The organism is Streptomyces hygroscopicus (assembly GCF_026168105.1).
Classification (GTDB): domain Bacteria; phylum Actinomycetota; class Actinomycetes; order Streptomycetales; family Streptomycetaceae; genus Streptomyces; species Streptomyces hygroscopicus_D.
The window spans coordinates 276,424-289,919 of record NZ_LBMW01000003.1 but is presented as its reverse complement, the minus strand read 5'-3'; the positions used below and the strand labels follow the sequence as shown (position 1 = coordinate 289,919).

9 protein-coding genes are annotated in these 13,496 nt (G+C 70.3%); 3 read left to right on the top strand and 6 right to left on the bottom strand.

Features of this window, described 5'->3' with window-relative positions; all coding sequences use genetic code 11:
- Positions 1-232: 232 nt before the first annotated feature.
- Positions 233-1,501, bottom strand: a complete 1,269-nt coding sequence (locus AAW14_RS05180) for an MFS transporter (protein WP_265560313.1) — start codon at positions 1,499-1,501, stop codon at positions 233-235.
- A 134-nt stretch (positions 1,502-1,635) separates the two neighbouring features.
- Here AAW14_RS05180 and AAW14_RS05175 point away from each other — a divergent pair, with 134 nt between their 5' ends.
- On the top strand, positions 1,636-2,571 hold the full coding sequence (locus AAW14_RS05175; RefSeq protein ID WP_265560312.1) for a LysR family transcriptional regulator: 936 nt from the start codon (positions 1,636-1,638) through the stop codon (positions 2,569-2,571).
- Between the two features lie 367 nt (positions 2,572-2,938).
- On the opposite strand, the gene AAW14_RS05170 is transcribed toward AAW14_RS05175, so the two are convergent.
- From AAW14_RS05170 to AAW14_RS05160, 3 genes are all read right to left on the bottom strand, one after another.
- Positions 2,939-6,289, bottom strand: a complete 3,351-nt coding sequence (locus tag AAW14_RS05170) for a lectin (RefSeq protein WP_265560310.1) — start codon at positions 6,287-6,289, stop codon at positions 2,939-2,941.
- A gap of 1,163 nt (positions 6,290-7,452) precedes the next feature.
- Positions 7,453-9,510, bottom strand: coding sequence for an FxSxx-COOH system tetratricopeptide repeat protein (gene fxsT, locus AAW14_RS05165; RefSeq protein WP_265560307.1), 2,058 nt, complete (start codon positions 9,508-9,510; stop codon positions 7,453-7,455).
- A gap of 146 nt (positions 9,511-9,656) precedes the next feature.
- Complete coding sequence (locus AAW14_RS05160; RefSeq protein ID WP_265560305.1) at positions 9,657-10,124, bottom strand: hypothetical protein; 468 nt, start codon at positions 10,122-10,124, stop codon at positions 9,657-9,659.
- A 474-nt stretch (positions 10,125-10,598) separates the two neighbouring features.
- Here AAW14_RS05160 and AAW14_RS39425 point away from each other — a divergent pair, with 474 nt between their 5' ends.
- Positions 10,599-11,000: an LAETG motif-containing sortase-dependent surface protein gene (locus tag AAW14_RS39425; RefSeq protein WP_322741010.1), complete on the top strand. Its 402-nt coding sequence runs from the start codon at positions 10,599-10,601 to the stop codon at positions 10,998-11,000.
- A 399-nt stretch (positions 11,001-11,399) separates the two neighbouring features.
- On the opposite strand, the gene AAW14_RS05150 is transcribed toward AAW14_RS39425, so the two are convergent.
- Together AAW14_RS05150 and AAW14_RS05145 are read right to left on the bottom strand one after the other, a co-directional pair.
- On the bottom strand, positions 11,400-11,867 hold the full coding sequence (locus AAW14_RS05150; protein WP_265560303.1) for a DUF6294 family protein: 468 nt from the start codon (positions 11,865-11,867) through the stop codon (positions 11,400-11,402).
- On the bottom strand, positions 11,867-12,232 hold the full coding sequence (locus tag AAW14_RS05145; RefSeq protein ID WP_265560301.1) for a hypothetical protein: 366 nt from the start codon (positions 12,230-12,232) through the stop codon (positions 11,867-11,869). The genes AAW14_RS05150 and AAW14_RS05145 overlap by 1 nt, the downstream gene beginning before the upstream one ends.
- A 760-nt stretch (positions 12,233-12,992) precedes the next feature.
- On the opposite strand from AAW14_RS05145, the gene AAW14_RS05140 reads away from it, so the two are divergent.
- On the top strand, positions 12,993-13,400 hold the full coding sequence (locus tag AAW14_RS05140) for a nuclear transport factor 2 family protein (protein WP_265560300.1): 408 nt from the start codon (positions 12,993-12,995) through the stop codon (positions 13,398-13,400).
- Positions 13,401-13,496 lie beyond the last annotated feature (96 nt).

Below are 13,496 nucleotides of genomic sequence, written 5' to 3'. Positions count from 1 at the left end.
TCAGCGGCGGTCGCTAGGCGAGGGGTTCTCACCAGGTTCTGCAGCCGTTGCGGGCCGATCTTGCCAGTACGTCCGAAGTACGGTCCTTCGCAGGTGCACGACGGCGATCGGAGCGCGTGGTGCGGGCTGGAGCCCGCAGCGGCAGTGGCCCTCGCTCGCGCGGCGATGCGCAGTCATCAAGGCTGAAGCAAACCTGAATCAGCCCGATCGTGGTGACGGCCGTGGCGGCCCGTCAGGCGCGGTTCGGTGCCGGTTCCGGCTCGGGGAAATGCGCTGCCGCCCGTCGCGGGAGCAGCAGCGGGGTCGCCAGCAGGAGCACGCCGGCCAGGCCGATGGCCGTACGCGGGCCGAGCAGGCCGCCCAGCACGCCCCAGACGGCCGTCAGCAGCGCCGTCGAAGCCTTGGTCGTTACCGCCCAGGCGGACAGCGTGCGGGCGACCCGATCCGTCGCGGTGCGCTCGAGGCGGTAGGTGGTGTAGACGGGGTTGAAGACCCCGCAGCAGAAGATGAGTCCGAGCTCGACGCCCATTACCAGCAGCAGCCCCCTGGTGCCCGGTCCCAGGAAGGCCAGGCCGACGGGCCAGAGCGCGCGCAGCGTCCCGACCGCGACCAGGACCTGGTGCTGTCCGAACCGGGTGACGAGCGGTCGGGCCAGCCGCGAACCGAGCAGCCCGCCGATCGAGGGTGCGGCGAAGGCGAGGCCGTACTGCCACGGTGCGAACCCGAGTCGGCCGAGCATCAGGACGGCCAGCAGCGGCTGGGTGGCCATCACCAGGCCGTTGAACAGGGCGGTGTTGAAGAACAGCGGTCGCAGCGTCGCGTCGGCGAGGATGTAGCGCCAGCCGTCGAGCAGGTCCCGCGCCCGCATGCTCGCGGCTTCCCGACGCTCAGGCCGCGGCTCGTGCCCGCCCGTCGCGCGGATGCCCAGGGCCGAGAGCAGGTAACTGACCGCGTCCGCCACCACCGTTGCCACCGGACCGAGGAGCCCGATGACCGCGCCGCCCAGCGGCGGTCCGATGATCGTGGTCGTCCAGGCCGTGGACTCGAATCGGGCGTTGGCGACGAGCAGATCCTCGGCCGGCAGCAGCGTCTTCAGGTAGGCGCCGGAGGCGGCGCGGAAGGTGATGTCGGCGGCCGCGACGACGACCGAGACCAGCAGGAGCTGAAGGAAGGTGAGCACGCCGAGCGCGAACGCGGCGGGGATCGTCAGCAGCGCCGCGAACCGCACCAGGTCCGTCGCGATCAGCACCGGCCGCTTGCGGCGGAACTCCACCCACGGGCCGAGCGGCACCGCCACGGCCGCGCCCACCGCAGCCCCCACGGAGGAGAGCGCGGCGACCTCGGCCGGTCCGGCGTCAAGCACCCGGACGGCGATCAGCGGGAACGCGCCGAAGGCGAGCCACGTGCCGAGCGCGCTGGTCCCGTACGCTGCCCACAGCCACCCGAACTGCCACCCCAGCCGATGTCCGAGCAGATGTCCCAGCCGGTGCCCGCTCCTCATGCCCGCCGCCCCTCGCCGCTCGCCCGCACAACCGATCCGCGATCGGAAGCATCAAAGCGAGCACCATACCCGGGGGTCAAACAACCGCAGGGCCGCCTGGCCACAACCATCGGTTGTGCCCATAGGGTGTCGCTATGGACCTCGATACCGTCCGGACCTTCGTCGCCGCCGCCGATGCGGGTCAGTTCCAGGAGGCTGCCGCCGAGCTGGCGGTCACCCAGCAGGCTGTCTCCAAGCGCGTCGCCGCGCTGGAGCGCAGCCTCGGCGTGCGGCTGTTCACCCGCACCGCGCGCGGCGCCGAACTCACCATCGATGGGCAGGCGTTCCTGCCCCACGCGCGCGAACTGCTGCGCGTCGCCGAGCGCGCGGTCGCGTCCGTGCTCCCTGGCCGCCGTCCGCTGCGCGTCGACGTGATCGCCTCGCGCGGCGCGGCGTCGGGCCTGATGCGCGGCTTCCATCGCGCGCACCCCGAGATCGAGCTCGACGTGGTGTGGCTGTTCGACATCGAGACGGCCGTCACCGCCATCCGGTCCGGTGAGATCGACGCCTCCTTCCGCGCCGTCGCCGCGCCCGGCCGGCCCCTTCCCGAGGACATCGAGTCCGTCCGGGTACTCGACGAGCCGCTCCAGCTCCTCACCGGCCCCGCCCACGCGCTGGCGGGCGCCCGGTCGGTGACCGTCGCTCGGCTCGCCGGGCACCGGATCTGGATGCCCGGCATCGTCCCCGGTACCGAGTGGGCCGCCTACTACGAGGACCTCGTCGCCGAGTTCGGTCTCACCATCGAGGCGGCCGGCCCCAACTTCGGCTCCGACGCGCTCCTCGACACCATCGCCGACACCCCGGCCCTGGCCACCTTCATGGGCGAGCAGACCCGCCTCGTCTGGCCCGCCGACCACGGCCTGCGCCGCATCCCGGTGACCGACCCGACGCCCGTCTACCCGCACTCGCTCCTCTGGCACCGCGACAACCCCCACCCAGCGCTGGCCACCCTCCGCGCCCACCTCGCCGCCACAACCGCCGGGCGGGACGCCGCCGGGACCTGGGCACCGGGCTGGGTGATTGCGCGCTGAACGAAGGACGTCGAACTCCTGGTGCTGCGGCACCAACTCGCAGTGCTGCAGCATCGGGTCGGTCAACCGAAGCTGGAAAAGGGCTGACCGGGCCCTGTCGGCGGCCCGCGGAGGAGCCGCCCACGGCTGTCGGCTCGGGAGCGGGAGGAGGACGCCTGCGGCCGTGTGCTGTACGGCGGCACCTCAGGGCGGGCCGGGGACGCCGGTCGCCGTCGGGGGCGCGGACGTACCGGGACGCGCTGGGCGGAACCTCGACATGCCACCTGTCGCCGGAACGCCTCACGCTGCCGGGTCCGCACGCCCGGCGGGCCGGTTCCCGGGCTCGCGTCCGGGAACCGGCCCGCCGTCGTCAGCGCCTGCCGTGCCCTTACTTGCTGAAGCCGTAGGCGAACAGGTGGTCGGTGCCCGTCGCGCCCGTCACCGGCAGCGTGATCGACGCCACCTGCTTGGACGCATCCAACGGTACCTTCGTGGCGAAGACGTAGGTCTTCACGTTGTCCCGGCCCCCGCTGCCGGTGTTCCGGTAGGCCGTCGTGACGGCCGTCGTGTCACCCGGGAGCGGTTTGCTCGTCCCGGCGTTGAGGGTCCAGTCCGAGAAGCCGACCGTCGCCTTGGAGGTGGTGCCGTCGGTGTAGGTGACGGTCACCGTGCCCGAGACCCCGGTTCCGTCGGTCGGCGCGCCGGTCGCCGTACCCAGCAGGCCCAGCGACGCACCCGACGTGCCGGCCGGCATCGGGACGGTCTGGCCGGCCATCTCGAGGTTGTCCAGCTGACCGGACGTCACTGTCGGCCAGGCGTAGGAGATGCCGTCGACCGTGACGATGGAGCCGCTCGTGACTCCTGCTGCCGACAGCGCGTTCTGTGAGAGGGCCCAACCGTAGCTGTCGAAGCCGCCCGAGAAGGTGGCGCCGTCCGGGTAGATGCCCTCGTTGGTGTCGTACGGCCACAGCGCGCCGGCCTTGGCCACGGCCACGCGGAGAGTCGCCCCGCTCAGCGGCGAACCGGTGCTGTGGTCGGTCAGCGCGAAGGTGACCGGGTAGGTTCCCTCGTTCGCGCCCGCCGTCACGTGGACCTTCGCCTCAGCGCTGCCCGAGGCGGGCACCGTCATCGAGCCGGACGTCGTGTCGAGCGTGACGCCGGAGGGCGCCGTCGCCTTCCAGTCGACCGTGACAGCCTTGCTGTCGAGGTTGGTCAGGCCGAGTGTGCCGTTACCGGGCGCGCCCGGTTGGAGCACCAGGCCGTCGCTGGAGGGACCGGTGGCTGCCAGCACGCGGCCGCCGCCCGTGGTGTCCGACGGCGGCGCCGCCAACGGGTTAGACGCCCAGGACGTGTTGGGCTGGGTGCCGAGCGTGAAGTCGATGGTGCCCGCGCCCTTGAGCTGCTGGTACGTCAGCCAGGAGGTCTGCCACTCCTTGCCCCCGACGTCGAGCGACTGCACGTACGGAGCGTTGGGTGCGGCCTGCGGCGCGTTGATCCGCACCGACTTGCCGCCTGCGAAGGTCACCTTGGCCACCGGGAACGCCGGGCTGCCCAGCGCCAGAGTGTCCGTGCCCGGGGTCTCGGGGTACATGCCGAGTTCGGACCAGACGTACCAGGAGCTCATCGCGCCGAGGTCGTCGTTGCCGAACGAGCCGACCGGAGCGTTGAAGTACAGGCCCTGCTGGACCTCGCGGACGGCCGCCTGAGTCTTCCACGGCTGACCCGTGTAGTCGTACTCCCAGGGGATCTCCACGCTGGGCTCGTTGCTCAGGTTGGCGTTGGTGTTGCCAGGGTTCGTGATGTTGCCGAGCAGGCTGTCCAGGAAGGACGAGTACGCCTTGTCACCGCCGCGCGCCTGGATTAGCTGCTTGAGGTCGAACGGGACCATGGGCGTGTACTGGGCGGAGGTGCCCTCCACGAAGCCGTTCGAGGTGCCCGGGGTGAAACCGCCCGCGAACTGGCCGTTCTTGTTCTTGCCCTGCATGTAGCCGGTCTGCGGGTTGAAGACGTTCATCCAGTCGTTGGCGCGGGTGGCGAACTTCTCATAGACGGCCGTCCTGCCCAGCGACTTCGCGAAGGCGGCGAGGGCGTAGTCGGCGGAGTCGTACTCCAGCTGCGTGGAAACCGGGCCGTAGAAGTTGCAGCAGCCGTAGTCGTTCTCGTCCAGTGGGAGGTAGCCCATCGCGTCCCGCACCGACTCGCCGGGGCGGTCGTTGTTCGGGACCGTGGCCTCGTGCTCCATCGCGGCGAGCGCCTTCGCGGTGTCGAAGCCCTTCGCGCCGAAGGCGTAGGCGTCGGCGACGATGCCGGCTGCCGGGTCACCGACCATCACGTAACTCTCGCCGTTGTTCGAAGCCCACTTGGGCAGGAGGCCCGTCTGGTCGTAGCCGTTGAGCATCGAGGTGACGACGTCGCTTGCGACCTTGGGCTCGACCAGCGCCATCAGCTGGGTCTGTGAGCGGTAGGTGTCCCAGCCCGAGTAGTTGGCGTACTGGGCCTGCTGTCCTCCGGTCAGCTTGTGGACCTGGTTGTCCATGCCCATGTACTGGCCGTTGTCGTCCGAGAAGACGTTCGGATGCAGCAGCGTGTGGTAGAGCGCCGTGTAGAACTGCAGCTGCTGGTCCGAGGACCCGCCGCCGACCTGGATCTTGTTCAGCACCGCGTTCCAGGCGTCGTGGTTCGCCTGCTCGACGGCGTCGAGGTTCCAATTCTTGATCTCGGTGGTGAGGTTGTCCGCCGCGCCCGCGTCACTTGTGTACGAGATGCCGACCTTCGCACTCACCGTCGGGGTCGAGGAGGTATCGAAGGTCAGGTACATGCCATTCGCGCCCGTCGTGGGGGGCTGGGCCGCCTTGCTCGCGGCGGACGACCCGGGTGTAGCGCCGGCGCTCGGGGCCGGGGACGGCGAGCCAGAGGCCTTGCCACCGCTCCCGTGAATGGTCGGGGCCGGCTTCACCGGGACGGTGAAGTGCCTCTCCTTCAACGGGGCCGACTTGGACGCCTGCGGGGTCTGCTGGACCTTGCCCGCCTTCAGCGACGTCGCGCTGGGGTTGATGGTGCTGCCGACCCAGGTGCCGCTCGTGGTGAACGGCCGGTCGAACCTGATGTCGAAGTGCAGCGTGTACCTGTTACTCGCGCCGCAGAAGTGACCGCTGTCGATCGCGCCGCTGATTTCCTTGTTGTTCACCACCCGCACGCGGGTTCCGTCCACCTGCGTGGCACTGCCGCTGAGCTTGAACAGCAGGTTCGCCTGCAGGCCCGCGGGGAAGGTGAAGGTGCCCAGGCCGGCGCGGGTGGTGTCGGTCAGCTCGGTCTTGACCCCGTTCGTGTCGGTGACCTTGTAGTACCCGACGCCCGCCTTCTCGTCGTCGTGGCTGAAGCCGACGGACGCGTTGCCGAGGTTGCCCGACAGCGCGCCGGTCACCGGCAGGATGGGCAGGTCGCCGGCGACGGGGCAGCCGGGTCCCGAGAGGTGGGTGAGGCTGAAGCCGGAGATCTTGTTGTCGTTGTACTCGTAGCCGCCACCGTCAGGGCGGTCGGGCGTCGTGTCGGGACCCCACTGCACCATGCCGGCCGGCATGTCGGGGCCGGGGAAGGTGTCGACCGCACCGGAGGTCCCGATGAGGGGGTTGACGAGGGACGCGGGATCCTTCACGAAGGCCGGCGTCGCGGCGCCGGCGGCATGGGCGCTCCCGATCGCCGGGAGCGGGAGGGCGGCCATGCCCAGAATGGACACCACGGCCAGGCGTTGTCGGAATGTCTTTCGGTTATGTGGCGCAGCTGAAAGTCGGGGTCTCACCACAGGGTGCCTCCGCAGCAGTTCGTGCTTCGCACATCGGGTGCCGGCGCGCCGAATGAGCCGGAACGCCGGCGACAGGCAACAGTTCGGGTCGCTCCGACGGCCTGACAACGTTGCCATACACGAGTGTCGAGTGAAACGCGTGTGCTTACGGCATGTCAACGAGGCCAACAAGACTTTCCGAGCGCAAAGTTCACAGACGGGCTCGTTCTGCCGCCAGCCGGAATCGGCGCACGGCACGCGCGTCCTATGGGCCGGCGTGCGGCAAACGCGGCCCCGCACCCCTGACGGGTCCGCCGGCCAGCGCCGGCAGGCTCTCACGCACGAGACTCTGCGGTCGAGGACGCAGACCGCGCCCTGCACAAGACCAGCCAGGATCCGGGCCGACGCCGCGGGATTTGAAGGAAGTTGCGGGCTTTCGGCCGAGGCTCCTTGGCGCACCGCCGTCGGCATGCGACACCAACGACGCGTGCCAGCGGTTGGGTTTCCCGCTGCGACGGTACGTCATCCACGGCGCCTCCCGCCACGCCCGGCCCGACGCCCTCCTGCCCTCGGCCGCTCACTTCCTTCGCAAACGCGTCGGGTCCACGGGCACCTGGCTCAACGCACCAGGAAACAGGCATCGATGAACAATCGACGCCTTCTGCATCCCCACTCGCGCCTGCCGGGCCCGACCGGCCCCGGGAGGGACCGGAACAAGCTGACTGGCTGCCGTGCCCGATCAGATCCGCCGTCAGGTCGCATCGCTCACACCAGCGTCCTGTGGGGCGCACCGCAAGGCCCTGGAGAACTCGACCGTCACTGCCGTGAGGTCCACTTTCCGCTGGCCAGGAAGCGATCGTGTCCCATCGGGTGGTGTGGTCACCGGCCAAGCTGATTCGGTTCCGTTCGTGGCGGAAGCTGGCCGTCGTCCTCGGCCGAGTCGGCGGTGAGGAGTTCGGTCATGGAGGGCTTCGGAGAGGTAACGGTGGTTGAAGGCTTGCCATTCGTCGTGGAGTTCGGCCGTGATCGCGGCGGTGAGCCGGTCGACGGTGGCTGGTGGGCGTCGGTGCTGAAGGCACATTGGCCAGGGTGTGGGGATCTGGGGCCCATACCGACGATCGTTACTGGTCTGCAGCGCTCGCTTCCCCCGCCTGGCCCCGCCAGTAGGCGAGGTTACTCCGGGCGACCAGGGTCTGGGGGTGGTCGGTACCGAGCACCCGTACGGAGTCCGGCAGCAGGGCGGCGAAGGCGGCCGCTGCCCCGCTCGCGTCCCCCGCCTGGCCCCGCCAGTAGGCGAGTCCCTGCCGGGTGGAAAGGGTACGGGGGTGATCGGGGCCGAACACCCGCAGCCGATCGATTAGCAGGTCCCCGAAGGCGGCCGCGGCCCCGCTCGCATCCCCCGATTCCCCGCGCCAGTAGGCGAGGTTGGCCCGGGCGATGAGGGTGTCGGGGTGGTCAGGGCCCAACACCCGTACGAAGTCCGGCAGTAGGTCGGCGAGCGTGGCAGCCGCCCCGCTCACATCCCCCGCCTGGCCCCGCCAGTAGGCGAGGTTGGCCCGGGCGACGAGGGTCTCGAGGTGGTCGGGGCCGAACACCCGCAGCCAGTCGGTCAGCAGGTCGGCGAAGACGGCCGCCGCCCCGTCCACGTCTCCCGCCTGGCCCCGCCAGTAGCCGAGGCCTTGCCGGGCGAGGAAGGTGCCGAGGTGGTCGGGGCCGAACACCCGCAGCCGGTCGGTCAGCAGGTCGGCCAAGGCGGCCGCGGCCCCGCTCGCATCCCCCGACTCCCCCCGCCACCGGGCGAGGTCGTACCGAGCGGTGAGGGTGTCGGGGTGGTCGGGGCCGAGTCGGCTCAGGGTGGTGGTCGCAAGATGACGGCAGTAGTCGCGGGCGGCGGCAGCCTGACCGGTCTCGCCGAGGCTCTGGCCGACTCGGTACAGAATCGGGTGGGCATGGGGCCGGTACAGGGCGTCCTCGGCGCATGCGATGAGGGTTGAGGCGTTGGCGCGCAGCACCTGGGCGAGGGCGGTGTCGCGTTCGATGGCGGGCCAGGCGGCGATCAGGGCGTCGGCGGCGGTCCAGGCGTACTGGTCGTGCTGATCCAGGGTGAGGGTGTCACGAACGGCGCGCTGGACCAGCTGGTGAATGCGGACGGCCTGGCGGGGAGCGTCAGGGATGTGTTCGATGAGGTGGAGCCGGTGCAGGGCCCGCAGCGCACTGGCCACTTCCTCGGCCCGGACAGCGCTTGCCTGCTCTGCGCTGCCTCGGCGTTTGCCTGGGGTGCGATGTTCGGCGAGGCAGGCCAGGACGGGCCGGCTGGTCAGGACGGCGATGGGAATGCCGTTGGGGTCGAGCATCGCGGTGAGGTGGAGCAGGTGGCGGGCCAGGCCGACGGGGTGCAGGGTGTCGGCGCGGTCGATCGACAGGGACCAGGCGGCCGCGACGGTGTGGTTCTGGTCGTCGGGCAGGGTATCGGGGGCGGCGTGGGCGAGCTTGGTGGCGCGGTCGGCAAGCAGAGCCCGGTAGGCGGTGATCTCCTGGCCAGAGTCTGCGAGGTGGGCGGCAGCTTGGGACAGGGCCAGCGGCAAGTGCCCGAGACCGTCGGCGAGGGAGTTGAGCTGGTCGTCGGACTCTGCGCGGCCATGGGACGCCAGCGCGACGGTGAGGTATGCGAGGGCCTCGGCGGAGGTGAACAGGCCCACCTCGATCGAACGGCGGCTGGTCCCGGTCAGGGCGGCGTCACGGCGGCGGGTGGTGACGAGGGTCCGGCCGTGGGGGCTGGCCGGGGGCCAAAGCCCGCGCAGGTCCGCCGGGTCCGCAACGTCGTCCAGCACCACCAGCCACCGGCACGGGTTCGCCCCGGCCTTGGGCTCCAACCAGGCCAGAAATGCCCGCGCCGCCCCTTCCAGGTCGGCCGGGTCGGCGCCCAGGACCTCGATGCCGGCCTGCGCGTACCCGGCCGCGACGGCGGCAGCGCTGTCGGCGGTGATCCAGACCAACACGTCCACCGCACCGCTCTCCTGAGCGTGCCGGGCGTAGTCGGCGGCCAGCTGCGTCTTGCCTACACCGCCCATCCCGGCCAGCACCTGGCCGATCACCGCGGTCCCCCCGCCGGCCAGCGCCGTCCGCAGCCGCGCTACCTCCGCCCGGTCCTGAAAACACTGCGCTCGCGGCGGGATCACCCCGACCTGGCACGGCCAGGCGGCCGGCCGACGTGGCGCGGCAAGGTAGTTGACCTGGCTGATGCTTCCGGCGGCGAGGCTGCCGTGGTGCGCGATGATGGTGGTTTCGGCGTCAGCCGGTGGGCTTGGGTCGGTGCCGGGTGCGGTCAGCCCTGGTCCGGCCCCGGCGCCGAAGGGTTTCCCAGCGACACGTCTCCCATCCGCAGCGCGGCGACCGACCCGTGCTCCGCACGGATGTCCACGTCCCCGCCGACAGCCTGGCCGTCGCCGGTTACCGAGACACCGCCGACGGGAGTTGTGGCGGCCTGAAGGTCCTTGACCGCTCGGTTCAGGGCTTCGGAGAAGGCGCTGTCACGCTCGGCGGCGTCCTCCACCGCCAGCTCCAGACGCTGGCGCGTGCGCGGAGACAGCTCCATCTGCCCGGCTTCGGCCTCCTCCCCCGCCCGCTCCAGCGCGGGGTCCTGCCCCAGCTTGGCACTGATCAGCTCATGCAGTCGGTCCATCGCCGCTTCCAGACCCCGGTCGACCTCCTCATCCGCCTGCCCTGCCACCCGCTTGGCTTTCCGGACCAGCCACGCGAATGCGTACCCGACCGCGATCTCCACACCCGTCACCACAACCCCCGTGCCAGTCCCGGAACATGACACTCAGACAGTATCGGGATCCCCCTTCGCACACCATCGCACCCAAATGGACAGGACCGAGACCGCGTCACCCGCCCATCGGCGCGCCCCGCAGCGACCGCGCCCCTCACCGCCGGGCAGCAATTCGTGTGGCTGGCTGGTCTCGGTCGATCAGCACGGTGCCGTCATGCCGTCCGCGGCGGGTGGCGAAGTCATCGACGCCCAGCACCTTCGGAAGGGTCCAGGCCGGATCGGGCATGGCCGTGAGCGCCCGAAACAGTGTCATCCGGCTCCCCGGTAGGTGCAGGACGGCGGCGAGACGGCTCCCGGCCCGCCGGCCGGCGCGACGGCGACGGTCCGCGGCGAAGGCCGGCCGGTGGCGGCGAGTGGGCGGCGCATACGGCTTCCACGGCCGGGGGCCGGTGCGTCGGCACCGGGCACATCGACCACGCCACGGCGGCAGGTGTGAGCACGACAATCCTGGTGCCGTGGCTCCAGGGCTACCAGTGGAACGTCTCGGTGACGGCGGGCAGTCTCGTCGATGAACGGCTGACGGACCTGCCCATCTCCCCGGACACCCCGTGCGTGCCCGCCGCTTCCCACCCGTCCGGTACCCCGACTGCCGGCCCGGCCCCCTCGGCATCCCCGACCGCCACCGCGACGCCGACCTCTCCGGCCGCCGCACCTCCGGCCTCGACGTCCCCGGTCCCCTCGACGTCCGCGTCCTCGCCTGCTGCGGGGACCGGACTCGCCGAGACCGGAGGCGGCAGCGAGGCCGGTCTGATCGCCGGGTCGGCCGCCGCGGTGATCGCCGCCGGTGCAGGCGTACTGTTCGTGATGCGCCGCCGCACGGCCGGACGGCACTGACCGGGGACCCGCATCGGGTCGAGGGCACGGGTCGTATGCGTCTGACGATGCTTACGCCCCCTGCCCGTTGATCCACCGGCTTGTACGGGTCCAAGCGGCGGCCCATGGCGGGAGCCTATTCCGCACTCGGGCCAGACCGAGTCCACGGCCTTGCGGACTGTCCGCCACGGCAGGTTGTCCTTGCGCTCAAGCTCCCGCATCGTCACGCCGCCAGGGTGGCGGCCCTTCTGACCGCCGCCGTCCGCCGAGCCACCAGACGGCCTACGGTCGGTGACCCGGCCCCGCCTGAGCCGCGCGTGGCCTACGAGACCGGGTCATGCGCCACTCCGACCGACTAGAGAGGCAGGACGATGGTGGCTTCGTGCAGCGGACACGAGGCCACCACCGCGTGGGGCTCGTTCAGCACGAGGCCCATTGGGTCACCCTGACCGTGGCGCCGTAGACGCTCGGTTCGTAGGTACCGTTCGCCGTCCAGTCATGCTTCTTACTCGCCCACATCGTCGGGCTGTCGTAGGTGGACGTGGTGAACAGGCCCTGGCCCGCGGAGTTCTTCAACTCGAATCGCGCATGCCACACATCGCCGCTGAGCGTGAAGTCCGTCCATGTCCGCGCACTGAACGTGAGGCGGCCATCCGCGTACAGCCGCAGGTACCCGCCGGTCTGGTGGCAGTCACCGACCTTCAGATCCCCCCAGCTGAACCACTTGTACGCGACATCGGCGAGCCCGGGCCGGGCCTCGCTCGAGATGCCCGTACGGAGGGCGTCCGCGCCGGTGTCGGCCCACGCCGGGGTGTGGAAGACCAGTACGGCGGACAGAACGGCGACGAGCGTCGCCACGAGTCGGCCGACACGTCGAAGGGAGGCCATCAGTGGGCTCCTTTCGTGGCTCGGGTGGTCGAACCGAGACGGACGGCGAGTGCCTGGACGCCCGTGGGCGCGTCCCAGGTGGCGCCGACGCCGACCAGCGCCCACCCTCCGCTGCACGAGGCATCCCCGTACAGGAATGCCGTGTCGGTGGTGTCGTTGGAGAACCTGACCGCACCGCCCGTCAGCGGAAGGCAGGTGTCACTTTGCGGGTCGCGGACCTCGAAGGCTTGTCCGGCCGTTGTTACGTAGGTGTAGCTTCCGCCCGCCGCTCGGGCGCTGCCGGACAGTGCCGCGAGCAGCGCTAGCGCGAAGGCAGCAGTCAGAGCTGAACTGTGGAACCGGCGCAGCACCGTTGTCGATTTCACGCTTGTCCCCTCCTTTCGCGGGTCAGCAACTCCCGCACGCGTATTCGGAGAACCAGGGCTGTGAACACACGAGGCCGTCACAGTCCTGACAGAACTCGCCGCAGATCAGAGTGTGGCGGGGCGCATCACAGCGCGTGGTACCGGTCGACTGGCACGTGGTGACCTTCAGGTGGGCCCTGTGGCCGGGCTTGACGGCTGCGGCCTGGCGGGCGAGTTCCTTGATGGCCTGCTCTTTGGTGAAGCACTGGTACTGGCTGCGGCCTTGGACGGGAGGCCGACAGCGGCGGCGTCGGCAGCGGCGGTGGCGGGCATCCCAAGGGCCAGCCCCAGGGCGAAGAGAGCCAGGACGGCTCGGCGACGTCTCATCACGTCGTCATGCTGCCCATCACCAAATGGGCTACTCTCGGGGCGAATAGGTCATATGAACTGCTCACCCGGGACATGACGGAAGACGTCTGGACGTTTTGGATCTTCGTGGCTTCCGGGGCGCCGCCCACGTCGGCCTCAATGACCGGAGGCCGACCGATCCTGCGGAGCATGATCGTTCACCGAAAACCCGCCGTCCGGCAAACGCCTCTGTGATGATGTGGCCTTCCGTGTCTGTGTCTGTGTCTGTGTCTGTGTCTGTGTCTGTGTCTGTGTCTGTGTCTGTGTCTGTGTCTGTTTCCGGGTCCGGGTCCGGGTCCGGCTCCGGCTCCGGGTCCGCGTCGGTCCGGGTCCGCGTCGGTCCGGGTCCGGGTCCGCGTCCAGGGAGGCCGCCGTGTCCACATCCCCGCAGGAGATCTTCGAGAGCTACGTCTACGCCGGTGCCCTGACCCGAAATGCTGACGCACTCGCCGAGAATTTCACCGAGGACGGCGTCTTCGAGGCACCGCTCATGCCTGCCGACGCCGTTTTCCCCAGGCGGTTGGAGGGGCGCGAGGAGATCCGCAGGGGAATGGCGGCGTACTACGGGCAGCAGGTGAACGGCAGGGGAGCGCCGAATTTGGAGAAGTCCGGGTACGTGCTGCACACCACCTCCGATCCCGACGTGTTCATCGCCGAGATCGACACGGTCTTCGACGGGAGCGGAGAGGACGTGACTGTCTCGCTCGTACAGATCTTCCGCATCCGCGACGGGAAGATCGCTCGGCTGCGCGACTACTTCGCGCCGGAGCAGGTGGGTTGAGGAAGCCAGAGCGGTGACCGTCGGAGGCATGCCCTGGGCTGCATGGGTACCAGGGCCGTTCCTCGGCCCGAATATCCAACTGTCACTGAACGGGGT

Coding starts and splice junctions, on each gene's coding strand:
- AAW14_RS05180 (WP_265560313.1), bottom strand. CDS start 1,501: ATGAGGAGCGGGCACCGGCTGGGACATCTGCTCGGACATCGGCTGGGG.
- AAW14_RS05175 (WP_265560312.1), top strand. CDS start 1,636: ATGGACCTCGATACCGTCCGGACCTTCGTCGCCGCCGCCGATGCGGGT.
- AAW14_RS05150 (WP_265560303.1), bottom strand. CDS start 11,867: ATGGCCTCCCTTCGACGTGTCGGCCGACTCGTGGCGACGCTCGTCGCC.